17 protein-coding genes are annotated in these 16,555 nt (G+C 66.1%); 10 read left to right on the forward strand and 7 right to left on the reverse strand.

Translation table 11 applies throughout. The annotated features are described in order from the left end of the window. Positions 1–33: 33 nt before the first annotated feature. Genes mhpA through QTH90_RS13785 form a run of 4 tightly spaced genes read left to right on the forward strand, consistent with a single transcriptional unit; the run spans position 34 to position 4,619 of the window. Entirely contained in the window at positions 34–1,683 is a 1,650-nt protein-coding gene (mhpA, locus tag QTH90_RS13770) for a bifunctional 3-(3-hydroxy-phenyl)propionate/3-hydroxycinnamic acid hydroxylase MhpA (RefSeq protein ID WP_286665105.1), read from the forward strand. Between the two features lie 35 nt (positions 1,684–1,718). Then, the gene (locus QTH90_RS13775) at positions 1,719–2,969 is read left to right on the forward strand and encodes an MFS transporter (RefSeq protein ID WP_286665106.1); all 1,251 of its coding nucleotides are present in this window, start codon (positions 1,719–1,721) and stop codon (positions 2,967–2,969) included. Positions 2,970–3,000: 31 nt separating this feature from the next. Then, a complete protein-coding gene (locus QTH90_RS13780; protein WP_286665107.1) occupies positions 3,001–3,441 on the forward strand; it encodes a cupin domain-containing protein in 441 nt (146 codons plus the stop codon). Further along, entirely contained in the window at positions 3,417–4,619 is a 1,203-nt protein-coding gene (locus tag QTH90_RS13785) for an amidohydrolase family protein (RefSeq protein ID WP_286665108.1), read from the forward strand. The genes QTH90_RS13780 and QTH90_RS13785 overlap by 25 nt, the downstream gene beginning before the upstream one ends. Positions 4,620–4,703: 84 nt before the next feature. Here the strand turns inward: QTH90_RS13785 and QTH90_RS13790 are convergent, their stop codons facing one another. The 5 genes from QTH90_RS13790 to QTH90_RS13810 form a co-directional block, all read right to left on the reverse strand. Next, a complete protein-coding gene (locus tag QTH90_RS13790; protein WP_286665109.1) occupies positions 4,704–5,357 on the reverse strand; it encodes a glutathione S-transferase family protein in 654 nt (217 codons plus the stop codon). A 21-nt stretch (positions 5,358–5,378) separates the two neighbouring features. Then, positions 5,379–6,203: a MipA/OmpV family protein gene (locus QTH90_RS13795; protein WP_286665110.1), complete on the reverse strand. Its 825-nt coding sequence runs from the start codon at positions 6,201–6,203 to the stop codon at positions 5,379–5,381. Positions 6,204–6,285: 82 nt separating this feature from the next. Then, positions 6,286–6,618: a hypothetical protein gene (locus QTH90_RS13800; protein WP_286665111.1), complete on the reverse strand. Its 333-nt coding sequence runs from the start codon at positions 6,616–6,618 to the stop codon at positions 6,286–6,288. 41 nt (positions 6,619–6,659) lie between these two features. Continuing rightward, positions 6,660–7,535 carry a helix-turn-helix domain-containing protein gene (locus QTH90_RS13805; protein WP_286665112.1) on the reverse strand — a complete coding sequence of 292 codons (876 nt, stop codon included), beginning with the start codon at positions 7,533–7,535 and terminating at the stop codon, positions 6,660–6,662. Positions 7,536–7,555: 20 nt separating this feature from the next. Further along, entirely contained in the window at positions 7,556–8,722 is a 1,167-nt protein-coding gene (locus tag QTH90_RS13810) for an ester cyclase (RefSeq protein ID WP_286665113.1), read from the reverse strand. A gap of 127 nt (positions 8,723–8,849) precedes the next feature. Between QTH90_RS13810 and QTH90_RS13815 the strand changes: the two genes are divergently transcribed. Then, positions 8,850–9,254, forward strand: a complete 405-nt coding sequence (locus QTH90_RS13815) for a VOC family protein (RefSeq protein WP_286665114.1) — start codon at positions 8,850–8,852, stop codon at positions 9,252–9,254. Between the two features lie 31 nt (positions 9,255–9,285). On the opposite strand, the gene QTH90_RS13820 is transcribed toward QTH90_RS13815, so the two are convergent. Next, the gene (locus QTH90_RS13820; protein WP_286665115.1) at positions 9,286–10,317 is read right to left on the reverse strand and encodes a serine hydrolase domain-containing protein; all 1,032 of its coding nucleotides are present in this window, start codon (positions 10,315–10,317) and stop codon (positions 9,286–9,288) included. A gap of 92 nt (positions 10,318–10,409) precedes the next feature. On the opposite strand from QTH90_RS13820, the gene nadB reads away from it, so the two are divergent. The 4 genes from nadB to QTH90_RS13840 all read left to right on the forward strand — a co-directional run bounded on the left by nadB (position 10,410) and on the right by QTH90_RS13840 (position 14,223). Beyond that, positions 10,410–11,996 (forward strand): L-aspartate oxidase, encoded by a 1,587-nt coding sequence (nadB, locus tag QTH90_RS13825; RefSeq protein WP_286665116.1) that lies wholly within the window; start codon positions 10,410–10,412, stop codon positions 11,994–11,996. 110 nt (positions 11,997–12,106) lie between these two features. Next, positions 12,107–12,838 (forward strand): oxygen-binding di-iron domain-containing protein, encoded by a 732-nt coding sequence (locus QTH90_RS13830; RefSeq protein ID WP_286665117.1) that lies wholly within the window; start codon positions 12,107–12,109, stop codon positions 12,836–12,838. Between the two features lie 33 nt (positions 12,839–12,871). Continuing rightward, positions 12,872–13,354, forward strand: a complete 483-nt coding sequence (locus QTH90_RS13835) for a VOC family protein (protein ID WP_286665118.1) — start codon at positions 12,872–12,874, stop codon at positions 13,352–13,354. 128 nt (positions 13,355–13,482) lie between these two features. Continuing rightward, complete coding sequence (locus QTH90_RS13840) at positions 13,483–14,223, forward strand: FadR/GntR family transcriptional regulator (RefSeq protein ID WP_286665119.1); 741 nt, start codon at positions 13,483–13,485, stop codon at positions 14,221–14,223. Here QTH90_RS13840 and QTH90_RS13845 read toward each other — a convergent pair. After that, positions 14,220–15,221 carry a LacI family DNA-binding transcriptional regulator gene (locus QTH90_RS13845; protein ID WP_286665120.1) on the reverse strand — a complete coding sequence of 334 codons (1,002 nt, stop codon included), beginning with the start codon at positions 15,219–15,221 and terminating at the stop codon, positions 14,220–14,222. The genes QTH90_RS13840 and QTH90_RS13845 overlap by 4 nt on opposite strands. A gap of 309 nt (positions 15,222–15,530) precedes the next feature. Here QTH90_RS13845 and QTH90_RS13850 point away from each other — a divergent pair, with 309 nt between their 5' ends. Next, entirely contained in the window at positions 15,531–16,535 is a 1,005-nt protein-coding gene (locus QTH90_RS13850; protein ID WP_286665121.1) for a Bug family tripartite tricarboxylate transporter substrate binding protein, read from the forward strand. Positions 16,536–16,555 lie beyond the last annotated feature (20 nt).

The following is a 16,555-nucleotide window of genomic DNA, read 5'->3' on the forward strand; positions in this document are numbered from 1 at the left end:
CAGTCCAGCGACCGCACAAACCAGGAGCACATCATGACCGCACAGATTCCCCTCTACGACGTTGTCCAGATCGGCTACGGCCCGGTCAGCGAAATCATGGCCCTTGCGTTGGCGCGCCAGGGGCGCAGCGTGGCCGTGTTCGAGCGCTGGAAAGTCCGCTTCGCATTGCCTCGCGCCGTGTGCATCGACCACGAGTTGTATCGCGTGCTGTCCGCCCTGGGCATGAGCAAGGACCTGCCCGCCGTCAGCCACAAGGGGCCGATGTACCGCTGGTTCAACGCCGACTGGAAGGAACTCCTGGCCATCGATTGGGAGTCGGAGTCGATCTCCGGCGGACCAGAGGTCAACTTCGTGCACCAGCCGACGCTGGAGAAGATGTTCGAGGACGTCGTGCAAGCCTGTCCGAACGTCGAGCTCAACCTTGGCTGGGAAGCCATTGAAGCGACCCAGACGCCGGACTATGTCGAGCTGGTGGTGCGCGACTTCGAGACGGATGAACGCCGCACCGTGCGTGCCAAGTACCTGATCGGCGCCGATGGCGCGAACAGCCTGGTGCGGCAGGCGATCGGGTCGACCCAGGAAGACCGTGGATTCGAGGCCGACTGGCTCGTGATCGACGTGCTCCCCAACGAAGGCGTAACGCTCGACATTCCACCCGCTGCGCAATGGTGCAACCCGGCGCGTCCGACGACGATCGTGCCCGCTGGCGTAAAGGACGGCCGCTACTTCCGGCGCTGGGAGTTCATGCGCCTGCCGCACGAGACGCGCGAGGAACTCGAACACGAGCATGTCGCCTGGGACCTGCTTGCACCGTGGGTCAAGCCGGATCAGGCGACGATCGTGCGGCACAAGGTCTACACCTTCCGCTCGCTGCTTGCCAACACCTGGCGCAAGGGGCGGATGCTGATCGCCGGCGATGCGGCGCACGTCATGCCTCCCTTCATGGGTCAGGGCATGTGTGCCGGACTGCGCGACGACTGGAACCTGGCATGGAAGCTGAACCTGGTGCTCGACGGCAAGGCCGACGACCGCCTGCTCGACACCTACCAGCCCGAGCGTCGCCCCCATGTGAGCGATGTCATCGACCTGTCGATGTACCTCGGCAAGATCATCTGCATCCCAGACGCCGCCAAGGCCGCAGCGCGCGATCAGGCCTTCTTCGGCGGCGAGGCGCCGCCGCCGCCAGCCTTCCCGAGCCTGACCGACGGCATCCTTCGCCGAGGCGCCGACGGCGCGGTGCAGGCGCCCGCCGGATTGCTCAGCCCGCACGGCAGGGTCTCGACCGGTGATCGCGAGGGGCGCTTCGACGATGTGGCCGGGTTGGGCTTCCTGTTGGTATCGCGCAGCAACGCAGCCGAGGCGGCGCTCGGCGAAACGCAGCGTGCCTTTCTCGACAAGCTCGGAGCGAAGCGCGTGCAACTCGTGGCGCGCGGTCCCGAAGCGAGTGAGGGAGTCCTGGTCGACCTGGACGACAAGTTCATCCCCTACATGACGCAGCACGGCATCGACACCATGCTCGTGCGGCCGGACTTCTACCTGTACGGCGCCGTCGACAACGCCCAAGAAGTCAACACGCTGGTCGACGACCTCGCCGCGGACCTGCAGCGTCACGGCGTGCGGCTGGGTGGCGTGCCGACGCGGCAATCCACGCAAGCCGTCGAGCCGCTTGCCGTTCACGCCTGAAACGACGTCCGCCCTCACACCGAAGGAGACAAGCCATGCATGCAAACATCGCCGCGCAACCCCTGAGCCGCCCGGCCTCGCGGAGGAGCTCGGGCTACGAATGGAAGACCGTCACCCTGTTGTGCCTCGGTTTCGGTCTGGTCGGCATCGACCGCTTCATGATCCTGCCGCTGTTCCCGGTGATCTCGAAGGAGCTGAACCTCGACTACCAGGATCTCGGCCAGATCACCGGCGTGCTCGCCATCGCCTGGGGCGTCGCCGCGCTCTTCATGGGCAACCTCTCCGACCGTCTCGGGCATCGCAAGGTGATCATTCCTGCGATCATCGTTTTCTCGTTGCTGGCAGGGCTCAGCGGGCTCGCGACCGGCGTCGGGAGTCTGATGATCATCCGCGCGCTGATGGGTGTGGCCGAAGGCGCCTACACGCCGGCCAGCATCGTGGCGACCATCGACGCTTCCAAGCCGAGCCGCCAAGGGATGAACGTGGGGATTCAGCAGGCGGCCTTGCCACTGTTCGGCCTGGGCATCGCGCCGATCCTGGTCACGCAGCTCCTGAAGGTCGTGGAGTGGCACTGGATCTTCGCGATGGTTTCGATTCCGGGCCTCGTTGTTGCATACCTGCTGCACCGCGGACTCCGCGATCCCGATCCGAAGTCTGCCGCAGCGCATACCGCGACCCAGGATGCGGCAACCCATCCGTGGAGCGACGTCTTCAAGTACCGCAACATCCCGCTCAACATGATCGGCATGCTGTGCTGGTTGACCAACCTCGTGGTGCTCAGTGCACTGCTGCCCAGCTACCTGATCGACTACCTGCACCTGACGCTCGAACAGATGGGCTATGTGCTTTCAGCCATCGGCTTCGGCGGCACGCTCGGCACGTTGGTGATGCCGGCCTTGTCCGATCGACTCGGCCGGAAGCCAGTGATGATCATCTCGGTCGTCGGTGCCGGCATCGGCCTGTACTTCCTCATGCATGCCGGGCCCGAGCCATTCGCACTCTTCACGAGTCTGGCGGCCACGCTCTTCTTCATCTTCAGCATGATCTGCCTGACCGTGGGGCCGATCAGCGCCGAATCGGTACCGGCCACGCTCATGTCGACAGCCTCGGGCATCGTGATTGGCACCGGCGAGATTTTTGGTGGAGGCATAGCACCTGTGATCGCCGGCTATGTGGCCCACCACTACGGCATCCAATACATCATGCATCTCGCCGCGATAGCGCTCGTGGTCGGATTGGTGGTTGCTCTGTTCCTCAAGGAGACTGCGCCCGCTCGGCGCCGTTGATGTCTTTCCCCACCCTGAGCACCTTGCAAGCATGAACATGACCGACCTTTCCACACGCTTTTCTCATGTCAAGCCCACCGACACGTCATTCGTCTCCGGAGGGTTGCGCGACTTCTTCACGTATCGTGACCTGGGCGTCGCCCACGCGACCGGAGGGCGCGTCGTCGCACAGTTGGTGCGTGCCAATGAAGAGCCAGAGAAGGGCACCGGATGGCACGTTCACGAAGCACAGTTCCACATCGTGTACATGTTGAAGGGTTGGGCACGCTTCATGTACGAGGATCGCAACACGCTGGTGGAAGCGGGGGACTGCGTTCATCAGGCACCGGGCATCCGCCATTTCCTGTTCGACTATTCCCCTGACATGGAATACCTCGAGGTCGTCGGCCCCGCCGATTTCGGAAGTACCGAGGCCACCGGACCTTGTACCGTACCGGCCCCGACACCATGGACATCGCCGGTGAAGCCATGAACCACGACTCGGAGAACCTGTCGCGACGTACGGCGCTTGGCAGGATCGCATCTTCCGCAGCGCTAGGTATGGGTGGTGCAGCGGGCTGCGGCGCTTCTGTCGCAGCCAGCGAGTTGAGCCCATCGGATCCCATGCCGCCGGCTGTCGTCGCCGCCGGCCGCGATCGCACCAGCCCAACAGGAAGCCGCTGCGGATGCGGGCTCATTGACGCGCATTCGCACTACTTGCCTCCGACGTATGCGCAGGCCCTGGCTGACGAAGGGCTGGTGACGCTTGACGGAGGCTTCCCCGTGCCGCAGTGGTCCGAAGAAAAGGCACTCGCGCACATGGATCGGCATGGCATCGAGGCGTCGATGTTGTCGGTCTCCTCCCCGACGGTTGGATTCCTGAAGGATCCTGTGGCGCGTCGGCGGCTGGCACGCGAGGTCAACGAGTTCGCGGCCGCCTTGGTGAAAAACAAACCCAACCGGTTTGGCGGCTTCGCAACTTTGCCGCTGCCGGACGTTCAGGCCTCGCTGGATGAAATCGGATACGCACTGGAGGTGCTTCGTCTTGACGGCGTCGTCATGGAAACGAATGTTCATGGGGTCTATCTAGGCGATGCGCGGCTGGATCCGATCTTTGCGGACCTCAACCGGCGGCGCGCCACCGTGTTCCTGCATCCGACATCGCCCCCATGCCTGGAAAGTGTGGGACTGGGAAGGCCCGCGCCCATCCTTGAATTCCCGATGGACACTGCGCGCACTGTCACCGACCTGATCTTTGCCGGCACACTCACCCGCTACCCGGACATCCGCATGATCATTCCGCACGCGGGCGGCGCGCTGACCGCGGTGGCCGAGCGAATCGCAGCGTTCTCGTCACTGCCATTCCTGAACCAGCGGCCAGCCGGCGGTGCAGCGGAGGTCAACCGTGTGCTCGCTTCGCTCTATTACGACTTGGCTGGATCAGCGAGCGATGCTGCAATTGAGCGGCTGCGGCGGCTGACATCGATGACCCACATCCTGTTTGGCAGCGATTTCCCGTTCACCCCCGCGGCAGGCATCGAAGCCAATGTCGAGAGCTTTCGCACGCTCACCGGCTTGACGAAGTCCGAGCACGAGGCAATTGCGAAGGGAAATGCGATCCAGCTTTTTCCTCGACTCGCTCGCACCCGCGGATCTGAGCGTCGAAGCTGATTACGCGAAGGACCGCTCCCGAAGTAGCCCGCTGGTTCAGGGGCCGGTTGTGGCCGAACTCAGTCGTCGAGGCACCAGATGCTGTCAGGCGCCTGGCTGGCTCGCAGTGAAAACCGCCAGCTGATCGTTGAAAGCACGCTGGTAAGCCGGTCGCGCTTCGCCGCGGGCGACATAGGCGCGGAGGTTCGGAAACTCCTCCAGCAGACTCGATCCACCCAACCGACGCAGCACGCTCACCATCAGCAGGTCGCCAGCGCTGAACGCAGCGTCGAGCCAGTCGGCGTTGCCGAGCCGACCGGAAAGCTCGCCCAGCCGCACACGCACGCGATCCTCGAGGATCGGCAAGCGCTCCGTGTGCCAGCTCTTGTCGCGCTCGGTCAGCTTGGCCATTTCGCGATCGATGATGGGTGGCTCCACGGTATTCAGCGCCGAGAACATCCACGTGATCGCGCAGGCCCGGGCTTTCGCATCGTCCGGCAGCAAGCCAGGGCGGGTCTCGGCGACATGCAACACGATGGCGCCTGACTCGAACAGCACAAGGTCGCCTTCTTCATAGGTCGGGATCTGCCCGAAAGGATGGCGCGCAAGATGCGCAGGCGCCTTCATCTCGGCGAACGAAACGAGACGGACGTCGTAGGGTTGGCCCACTTCTTCGAGGGCCCAGCGAACGCGCATGTCCCGCGCCAATCCCCTGCCGCGATCGGGCGACCGTGCAAAGGCGGTGATGGTGGGGGTCATTGGAACTGCGCAACGCCGTCGTCAGAATCGGTACGAAGCGAAGACGCCGTAGGTGGTTTGAGTCTTGTCTTCCGTGATCGGACTGCGCTCGGCGTCGCCTTGCAGCCAGGCGACGGCGACGTTCGCGCCAATGCCCCACTGGGCATTCAATTGATATTGGGCGCCGACGGAGAAGCGGACCGTGTTGACGCCGCTTCCCGCCTGGTACGGGGGAACTCCGGCAATCAGGCTTTGCTGCGCGTTGATTCCATAGAAGGTCTGGGTGTACCTGCCGTTGGCCCAGGTGACGCCGGGTCCCGCGGTCAGAACGAGCCTTTCGTTGACCACGTACTTTCCCTCGACGTCGACGGCGATTCGGGTGCCTTGATCGTTGCCCCCTATGTCGGAAACGAGGAAGCCCCGGACGGTCAGCCATTCGTGAGTGTAGGTAGCGAACACGCTCCCAAGGGCCGTCTCGGGAATATCGCCCCAGCCAAAGAGGATCGGCGCATCGGACGCCTTCCGCGGCTTGGTCAGTTCCCCACCCAAGGCCACTCCGAAGCGCCAGGTGTCGTCCTGGATGATGTTGAAGCCCACACCGAATGGAAAGCCAGCCCCCGGCGTGCCCCCGATGAAATAGCGTCCGTAGTTGGCGGTGACGAGCGGCACCGCCACGACCTGGGTGTCGCTGCTGCCCGGATACCTGGGGCGGCTGAAGACCCCGAGCCCCGCCGAAAAGCGCCAGCTGTCATCTGCGGCTTGTTCCAGTCGTGCCTGGGCCAGCGCGTCTTGCGCAGTGAGCGCAGCGGCGAGCGTCGCGCCCAACAGAATGATGTGAGTGGTGCTTTTGCGTCGGCTATGGGTCATTGGGTGTTCTGGATAGGACGTTGAGGTGTCGATGCACTTCAAACAGCGTAGGGTGCATTTCGATCTTTGTCACGTGGCGCGCCTACGGCTTCGACGCCGCGGCCTCCTCGACGAACGGCGTCACGGCCGCTGGCTTCGACTCATCGATGGCACTGGCGGGATCTGACGTCGACGGCGTCATGAGCTGCTCTGTCACATGAATGCGGCGAACGACAAGTTCGTCAATCAGCAGCCGTCGGATTCGAACCCGGCCAATCAGGAGCCGGCCGATGGACAAGGCACCGATCGCCAAGGCACCGACGGCGACGGCGCCCACCGCGATGGAGCCCAATGCGACGGTGCCGATGGCGTGCGCGCCCGTCGCGGCTGCTGGCGTTTTCCGAGTGAGTGCGGACAACGATGGCATCAGTTTCATTGCAACTCCTGCATGGGCGTGTGCTTGGGGGCGGCTCCGCGCTAGCGGAATATCCGCGTGGACAAGGCCGTTTCGCGCGCCAGGTTCTGGAAGCCCTGCGCGAGTTGGCTCTCCGGCGCTTTCAGCATGCTGGGCGGCGATGTGCCGAAGATCGCCTTCGCCTCGCGATTCAGGTGGGACTGGTCGTAGTAGCCGCATTCGAGCGCGAAGTCGGACCAGCGATCCGGCGGCTCCGGCGCCGTGAGCGCGGCCTGCAGGCGCATCACCCGCGCAAAGAGCTTGGGCGGCACGCCGATCGCGCGGCGGAAGCGGCGCTCCAGCGTGCGCTCGGTGGCGCCGAACTCGCGCGCCATCTGCGCGATGCTCATGTCGTCCCTGCGGTCGCACAGGTGCATCACGGTTCGCTCGACGAGCCGGTCGGCCTCCCGTGCCCGCAACTGCGCCAGCAGGAAGCGCTCCACCTGCCTGACCCGCGCCAACGGGGTCGCGAGTTCGGACAGTTGTGATTCGAGGTCTTCGATCTCGCCGCGTGCAAAGACGTCGCGGCAGTCGACGCGACGCTCGGCCGCCTCTTCGAGCGAAGGCGGAAAGAAGCGTGCAAGGCTCCAGGGCCTGAAGCGGACGGTGATGCCGGCCGCATAGCCATCGCAGGAGACCTGCACGGGCCGGGCTTGAAACCCGCACACCGCGCTGCGCGTCGTGAAGGCCTGTCGCCCGTCGGAGGCCGTGAGCGGGTGGCCGTACACGAAGCACATCGTGGGATGCCCGTCGGGCAGCAGCGTCAACGCGCCGCCCTCCGAACGCGCCAGCTCGGACGGAATCTCCCACACCCACAGGTCGGTGACGCAGGACGCGAGCGCAGGCGAAGGCTTGTAGGCCTCCATCAACGGTACGGGCTGTGGAGTGGGCGTGGTCATGGCGCAGCGGGTGGCGGATCTTAGGCAGTCGTGGCCTCCGCTGGCAACAGCGTCGGCACGCCGAGTTGGCGCTGCAGCCCGAGCATGTCTTCCTCGCGCCAGTATTCGGCGACGCGCCCGCCGGCCAGGCGGACGATGCAGATGCCTTCGATGCGAAAGCGCCGTCCGGTCGCCGCAATGCCGAAAAGGTCACCGACATGGCGCGCGGCATACGTATAGCGCAGCGCCACACGGTCTCCGTCGATGAGGGGGTCGGCCAACTCGGCGCTCGCTTCGTCGAAGGCATTGCCGAACCACGGGACCACCACCTCCAGCGCTGCCGGTCCTGGCGGCAGCCCGAAGGCCGCCCATGGATGCGCGACGAAATCCGGCGTCACGCACTGCGCCGCCGCTCTGGCGTCGAAGCGGACAAAGGCCGCGTCGATGAAGCGCTGGACGATCGCCAGCGGCTCGGCCTGCGGTGCAGGCACAGGCAGGCCGAGTTCGGCCGCCAGCCGGCGTTGCCGCTGCGGCGGGAGATGCGCACCCACCATCGCGGCAACGCTCGCGAACACGTCCGGCGGCATCGACGCCTGCAGGCCGCGCATCAGCGCCGCGAGTTCCGACGGCCTCAGGTGCGGCGTGATCCAGCGCACATCCACGGCCAGTTGCGAGGGCGAGGTCGCAGCGACGATGGCCGCGTGCAGTTCGGCCAGTTCGGCCAGTTCGACGTCGGCGTAGCCCGCCCACAGGATCGCGTTGTTCACGGATTCCTCTGTCTCCATGTGCGCCAGGTTGTCGGCGACGAACACGGCCAACTGCCGGTAGAGCCGGGTCGCCGCGGCTTCACGCGCCGCGCCGCCGGCCCGGCTCAGTCGATCGATGGATTCACGCAGCTGCGCGATGGATGCTTCATGGTGCGCATGCTCTTCGGCCATCCGCGAGCAGGCGGCGGGGTTGCGCGCCTCGATGGCGGGATGCACGAACTGGTTCTCCTTCTGCAGGTGGCCGGCGCACCAGTCGAGCAATTGGTCGAGGTTGTCGAGCATGCATTTGACCGACGGGTCGTCGCTGGAGTCCATGCGGCCCGTCTCGACGAGCGAGGCGGCCATGCAGGCGCGCAAGCCCTTGTGGACTTGCGCGTAGATGTCGAAGCGGGCAGGGGGCGCGGCGAGTGCCGTGCCGGTGGTGGAGGCCGGGTTCATCATGGTCTTTCCTTGCAAATGGGGCTGGTGCCGGGTGCCCTGGACGGGCTGTGGCGGGGCTTTGAAGGTTAGGGATGGGCCGCTCTGCGTTCTAGGAAATTCCCGACAGAATCGGGCTCCCCTCAACCGAATGAACAGCACCCCGATGCGCATCGAGCACATTGCCCTTTGGACCGACGACCTTGAACGCTTCAAGCAGTTCTACGTGCGGTACTTCGGCGCCGTGGCCGGCAGCGGCTACATCAACGCGTCCAAAGGCTTCGAGTCCTGCTTCCTGAGCTTCGGGGATGGCGCGCGGATCGAAGCCATGAAGACCACTTCACTGAATCCTGTCGCCATCGAGCCGGGCGCCCAGCGCATGGGCCTGACGCATTTCGCGGTGTCGCTGGGCTCGGAGGCGCTCGTCGACGAACTCACGCGGCGCTTGAAGGACGACGGGTACCCGGTGCTCGACGGCCCCCGGAGAACCGGAGACGGCTACTACGAGAGCGTCGTCCTCGACCCGGATGGCAACCGGGTCGAGATCACCGCGTGACGCTCCCGATCGCTCCCCACCCGGTCTTCGATCAACGGTCGCCGGCGGATGAGCGCTTCTGCGCAGCCGCGAAGAGCCGGGTTCGAATCAGTTGCAGGGCCTGGCCTCGGCGGTGCGCCTCCGCGGACACGGTGGAGGTGGTCGCGACCACCATGTCCAGGCCCGGGTAGACCCACACGTACTGGCCGCTGTATCCGCTGGCCATGAATGTCAGCCTTTGCGCCTTGGACGGCACGATCCACCACATGAAGCCGTAGGGCAGCGTCCCCGGCGGCCCGCCGGCATTCCGGACGGTGGTGGCTTCGGCGACGAAGGAAGGCGCGATCAGTTGCCTGTCGCCCCACGCGCCGTTCTGAAGGAACAGCTGTCCGAGCTTCGCCATGTCTTCGGTGCGCATGCGCAAGCCGCGCTGATACGACGGCTCGTGCATTCCGAGGGGCACGACCAACTGCTCCCGGGCGTAGTCGGCCAGAGGCATTCCGGTCACCTTTCGGAGGACCTCCACCAGGATGACCGGGGCCGTGTTGTCGTACGCGAATGTCTGTCCAGGCGCGCTTGTCATGGGCCGCGCCCAGCCGTCGCTGGCCCGGCCGGCGGCGGCCGTTCCGGAAGGGTCGTTGACCTGGAAGCCGGCCGTCATCGTCAGCAGGTGCCGCAGCGTGATGTCCCGCGACCGCGGGTCCGCGTTCAGCGGCGCCAGTTCGGGCACCAACTCCACCACGGGCTGGTCCAGGCTGGCGATGCGCCCCTGTCGCAACGCGACCCCGATCAATGTCGATGCGGCGCTCTTGGCGACGGACTGGACATCCCTCAGGCCGTCCGGTGCGCCATCGCGGAAGTACTGGAAGGCCACGCGGCCGCGCAAGGCGACGAAGACGCTCTGCACGTCCGGAAGGCTCTCGGCAATGACTTGCTCGATGCCCTGGAAGGCCGTCGCATCCAGCGCCTGCTCCTGTGGCGTGGGAGTTCGCCATTGGGCCAGTGCCGCCATCGGCGCCAGCAACACGAGGATCGAGAGGGCCGCATCCCTCCACAGCCTGGCCCTGAATTGGATCAGCGTCATCCGATGCACTCCTTGTCAGCAAGTTCGCGCGAGCCCGTGAAACCAAACGGCGTCGTCCGTTTTGGCGATGCTACAGTCCGCCGCTCTTTCCAATGACTTCCCACGATTTCGACGTCCTCATTGTTGGCAGCGGCCTGGCCGGTCTCAGCGCCGCGATGCACCTGGCCGACACGCACCGCGTGGCCGTGCTCACCAAGCGCGCACTGAGCGATGGCGCAAGCCAGTGGGCCCAGGGCGGCATTGCCGCGGTGCTCAGCGAAACCGATTCCATCCAGTCGCACGTCGATGACACGCTGGTCGCCGGCGCCGGCTTTTGCGATCTGGCCGCCACGCGCCTCGTGGTGGAGCGTGCGCCCGAGGCCATCGCGTGGCTGCGCGCGCTGGGCGTGCCCTTCTCGGAGGAAGACGGCGCGCTGCACCTGACGCGCGAAGGCGGCCACAGCCAGCGCCGCGTGGCGCACGTCACCGATGCCACCGGCGCGGCCGTGCAGCGCTGTCTCATCGACGCGGTGCGACGCACGCCCAACATCACGCTGTTCGAAGGCCACGCGCTGGTCGACCTGATCACCGGCGCAAGGCTGGGCCTGCCCGACGCGGGATGCCAGGGCCTGTACGCGCTGGACATCGCGACGGACGAGGTGCGCACCTTCCGGGCGCCGCACGTCATCCTGGCGACGGGTGGTGCGGGCAAGGTCTACCTCTACACGACCAACCCCGACACGGCCACGGGCGATGGCATCGCGGCGGCATGGCGCGCAGGCTGCCGCGTCTCGAACATGGAGTTCATCCAGTTCCATCCGACCTGTCTCTATCACCCCTTCGCCAAGTCCTTCCTGATCAGCGAAGCCGTGCGCGGAGAGGGCGGCCAGCTCAAGCTCCCCGCATCGGCTGGCGGCACCCGCTTCATGCCCGCCCATGACGAGCGCGCCGAACTGGCGCCGCGCGACGTGGTGGCCCGCGCCATCGATTTCGAGATGAAGAAGCACGGGCTGGACTGTGTGTACCTCGACATCTCGCACCAGCCGCCGGCGTTCCTCCAGGAGCACTTCCCGAACATCCTGGCGCGCTGCGCCGAGCTGGGCATCGACATCACGCGCGAACCCATCCCGGTGGTGCCCGCCGCGCACTACACCTGCGGCGGCGTGGTCACCGACCTGAGCGGCCGCACCGACCTCGCGGGCCTCTACGCCATCGGCGAGACCGCCTGCACCGGCCTCCATGGTGCCAATCGCCTGGCCAGCAACTCGCTGGTCGAGTGCATGGTGTTCGCACGCGCCGCGGCAGAAGCCATCCGCGCCGCACCGGCACGCCCGTTGGCCGACCTGCCGCCGTGGGACCCGAGCCGCGTCACCGACGCCGACGAGATCGTGGTCCTCTCGCACAACTGGGACGAGCTTCGGCGCTTCATGTGGGACTACGTGGGCATCGTGCGCACCGACAAGCGCCTGGAGCGTGCGGCGCACCGCATCGCACTGCTGGGCAGCGAGATCGACGAGTTCTACGGGCAGTTCCGCATCACGCCGGACCTGCTCGAACTGCGCAACCTCGTGCAAGTCGCAGCGCTGATCGTGCGGTCGGCGCAGTCGCGCCACGAGAGCCGCGGACTGCATTTCAGTCGCGACCATCCGACGCTCGCCGCATCTGCGGTGCCGACGGTCCTGGTGCCGGCTTCAGGCTGACTTTTCGCTGGCCCGCGCCGCGCGGGACATTCACGCCGCCCTGAATCGGGAGTACCGTCACGCCCTGGCGACCCATCCGGTCGTCGCTCCGCCACGCAAAGGAGAGGCGCATGGTCACGAATTCGCAGTCGGGCACCAACGTGCAGGAAATCGCGACGGGCATATTCCGCATCAATACGCCGGTGCCGCTGCCCGACGGCAACCTGTTCAGCTTCAACCAGTATCTCGTGGTGGACGACGAGCCGCTGCTGTTCCACTCGGGGCTGCGCCAGCTCTTTCCGCTGGTGAGCGAGGCCATCGCGAGCGTGATGCCCCTCGAGCGCCTGCGCTACGTTGCGTTCTCGCATGTCGAGGCCGACGAGTGCGGCGCCATCAACCTGTTCCTGGCGGCAGCGCCGCAGGCGGTGCCCGTGTGCAGCAGCGTCGCGGCCATGGTCTCGATGGGCGATCTGGCCGACCGGCCGCCCAGGGCGCTTGCGGACGGCGAGGAGCTTTCGCTCGGCCACCACACGATGCGCTGGTTCGACACACCCCATCTTCCGCACGGCTGGGAATGCGGGCTGATGATGGACACGCGCACGCGCACATTCTTCTGCGGCGACCTCTTCACGCAGCCGGGCAACGGCGAGAGGGCGCTGACCGATGCGGACATCCTGGGCCCGAGCGAAGCGTTCCGGCACCAGATGGATTACTACGCGCATGCACCCCGCACGGCCGCTTTGCTGGCCGGGCTTGCGCAGCAGGAACCCCGCACGCTCGCATGCATGCACGGCAGCGCATGGCAGGGCGATGGGGCGTCGCTATTGCGCCAGCTTTCCGACGCGTTGTCGGAAGCGCACTGAGCCAGACGCACAACCCGACCGGAGATACACGCAATGACCAGCAAGAACACGATCTGCCTGTGGTACGACGGCGCCGCCCTTGAAGCCGCGAACTTCTATGCGAAGACATTCCCCGACAGCGCCGTCGGCGCCGTCCAGCGCGCACCGGGCGACTATCCCGACGGGCAGGAGGGCGATGTCCTGGTGGTCGAGTTCACCGTCGCCGGCATTCCCTGCATCGGGCTGAACGGCGGGCCGCGTTTCAAGCACAACGAGTCCTTCTCCTTCCAGATCGCGACCGATGACCAGGCCGAAACCGACCGCCTGTGGAATGCGATCGTCGGCAATGGCGGCGAGGAAAGCGCCTGCGGCTGGTGCAAGGACCGGTGGGGGCTGTCATGGCAGATCACCCCGCGCGTCCTCACGGCGGCGATCGCCGACCCCGATCGCGCGGTGGCCAAGCGCGTGTTCGAGGCGATGATGAACATGGGAAAGATCGACATCGCCGCGATCGAAGCGGCGCGGCAGGGGCGATAGCGGAGGCGGGTATCGGCCGGGGCAGGCCCCGGTAGCCAATCCGCCGCGATCTCGATACGATATGACAACGTTATCATCCTGAGATCGCATGCCTCGTCGTGTTCGAGGACGAGCCCCTGAGCCTATTCATGCAACCCACTGAACCCATTGGACGGCCCCGGTCGGAAAGACTGAGCGCAGGGGTCGTCGACGAGTTGAGCAAGCGGATGCGAATCGGCCCGCTGCGGGCGGGCGACAGGTTGCCGACCGAGGCCGCGATCATGGAAGAGTTCGGCGTCAGCCGCACCGTGGTCAGGGAGGCGCTGTCGAAATTGCAGGCCGCCGGCATGGTGCAGACGCGGCAGGGCATCGGCACCTTCGTGGTGGGCGCCACGCGGGCCAAGCCATTCCAGGTCGAGAGCAGTCCGGACGACAGCCTGGCCCAGGCGCTGGCGCTGATCGAGTTGCGCATCGGCCTGGAGACCGAGGCGGCCGCGCTGGCAGCGCAGCGCCGCGTGTCCGACGACCTCGATGCGATGCAAGCCGCTCTCCATGCGTTCAACGTCGCGATGGAGCAGGGCATGGACACGGCGGTGCCCGATTTCCAGTTCCACCTGGAGATTGCGCGCGCGTCGCACAGCCCGCATTTCGCGGCGGTGCTGGAGGCGCTGGGTCCCACCTGCGTGCCGACGTCGTTCCTGCAAGCCGCCGCCGGCAAAGACATGGGCGCGATATGGACGAGCCATGCCCGGAACGAGCATCGCAGCATCTTCGACGCCATCGCGCAGCAGGACGTCGATGCGGCGCGCGCCGCGATGCGAACCCACCTGGTGAACGGGCGGGAGCGGCGGCGTGCCTCCGAGCTACCCCAGCGGCACGCGCGGCCCTAGCTGGCGGACGACTGCCGCTCGACCATGCGGAACCCGACGTCGATGACGGGTTGCGCCACGGATTCACCCCGGCAGCGGGCAACGATCAATCGTGCGGCGAGGCGGCCGATCTCGGCGCCATCCACGTGCACCGTGGAGATCGAGGGGACGGTGTGCGCTCCGAAATCCGCATTGCCGAATCCGCAGATCGCCAGATCCTGCGGAACGCGCAGGCCGCGTGCGAGCGCTTCCACCATCACGCCCTGCGCCAACTGGTCCGAACTGCAGCAGACGGCTTCGAGGTGCGGGTCCTTCTCCAGCAATTCGGCGAGAGCCCGCCGGCCCAGTTCGAGGCTGCTGGGGGCCGGGACGAAGGCCGTCGGCACCTCGCGGCCGAGCGTGGTCTGGAACCCGTCGCGCCGCATGCGAGCACGATGATCGTCACCCGTGGCGATGCCGACGCGCTTCCATCCCTTGCTCAGGAAGTAACCCCCGACCGCGCCACCGACCTTCACGTGGGAGAAGCCCACCAGCATGTCGACCGGACGATCGCTGAGGTCCCAGGTCTCGACGACCGGAATGCCGGAGCGGCGCAGCCGGTCCCTGGCCTTCTGCGACTGCACCAGGCCGGTCATGACGATGCCATCGGGCTGCCGGCCGATCATCGTGTTGAGCACCGATTCTTCCTGCTCCGCGTCGTAGGAGGTCTGACCGAGGATCAGTTGATAGCCCGCCGATGCCAGTTCGGTCGTCAGCGCCTGCACGGTTGGCAGGAACTGTGACACCGAGAGCGCCGGCACGATGCCGCCCACCATCAGGCTGCGCTTGGACTTGAGGCCTCCGGCGAGCAGGTTCGGGATATAGCCGGTCGAGTCGACCGCCGCCTGCACCTTCTCGATGGTCTTCTTGGAAACCACGCCCGGGTTGCTCAGCGCACGCGATGCGGTGATCAGCGAAACGCCAGCGGCCTTGGCCACGTCATGGAGCGTGGCCGCCTTGAAGGGAGATACGGCATTCATTCGGGAGAGGACGATGGTGAATATGACAACGTTAGCAGAAGCGGGACGTCGATGCCAGGACGGGCGCAGGAGACGGGCGAATGAGAGCGCACGCAAGCGAATGTCATGAAGAGCGCGGCACGCCATTGCGCGGGAAAACCCTGACAAAAAGCCGATTGACCGTCAAAAATGACAACGATATCATTTGCCGCACATCGCCAGATCCTGCAACGGCAGCACGACAGGGACTTGAAGACGGCGGACGATGACGCCGGGCTCCCCAAAACAAAGCCGTAAATGACAACGTTACCATTTACAACTGGAGTCAACATGCAGACCGCACACTTCCCCCGTCGCCGAATTCTTCAACTGGCCGCGCTGGGCGCCATGGCCGTCGCGGCGGCCGGGGTCTCGGCGCCGAGCCGTGCGGCCGACCCGGCCGACGCGTTTGCCGGCAAGACGATCAAGATCATCGTGCCGTTCACGGCGGGCGGCTCCTCCGACATCATTGCCCGCGCCATCTCGACGCCGCTCGCCGAGGCGCTCAAGGCGACGGTGGTCGTCGACAACAAGGTGGGCGCCAACGGCAACATCGGCGCGGACTTCGTCGCCAAGTCGGCCCCCAACGGGCTCACGCTCCTGCTGTGCGACGTACGCGCACTGGCCATCAGCCCGTCGCTGTACACACAGCTGCCCTTCGATCCCTCGAAGAACCTGCAGCCGGTGGCGATGCTGGCCTACTCGCCGCACCTGCTGGTCGTCCATCCCTCCGTGCCGGCGAACACGCTGCCTGAACTGGTCGAGCTCTCGAAGAAGAAGCCCATCTCCTTTGCGGTGACCGCGCTGGCCAGCGCCCCGCACCTGGCCGGCATCCAGCTCCAGGAGAAGACCGGCGCCAAGTGGGAGTACATCCCCTACAAGGGCGGCTCGCAGGCCATCAACGACACCATCGCGGGGCAGGCCGAAGTGCTGATGAACGGCATGCTGGCGACGCTGCCTTTCGTGCAGTCCAAGCGGCTCAAGGTGATCGCGGTCTCATCGCCCAAGCCGATGGCGCAACTCCCGGGTGTCCCGACCATCGGCGACACCGTCAAGGGCTTCGAGTCGGGCACCTGGCAAGGGGTGATGGCGCCTGCCGGGCTGCCGGCTCCGCAGCTGGAGCGGCTGTCGGCCGAGCTGCTTCGCATCATCCATCTGCCGGCCGTGCGCGAGCAGCTGATCGCGCAGGGCGCCGACATCTCCACGATGCCGCCCGCCGAAATGGGCCGCTTCTTCGAGAAAGAGCGCAAGGGCTGGGCGGCCGTCGTCGCCAAGGCCGGACTGAAGCTCGACTGACATCCCCATCCACATCCAGA

It is taken from the genome of Variovorax flavidus, assembly GCF_030317145.1.
In the GTDB taxonomy this organism is placed as follows: domain Bacteria; phylum Pseudomonadota; class Gammaproteobacteria; order Burkholderiales; family Burkholderiaceae_C; genus Variovorax; species Variovorax flavidus.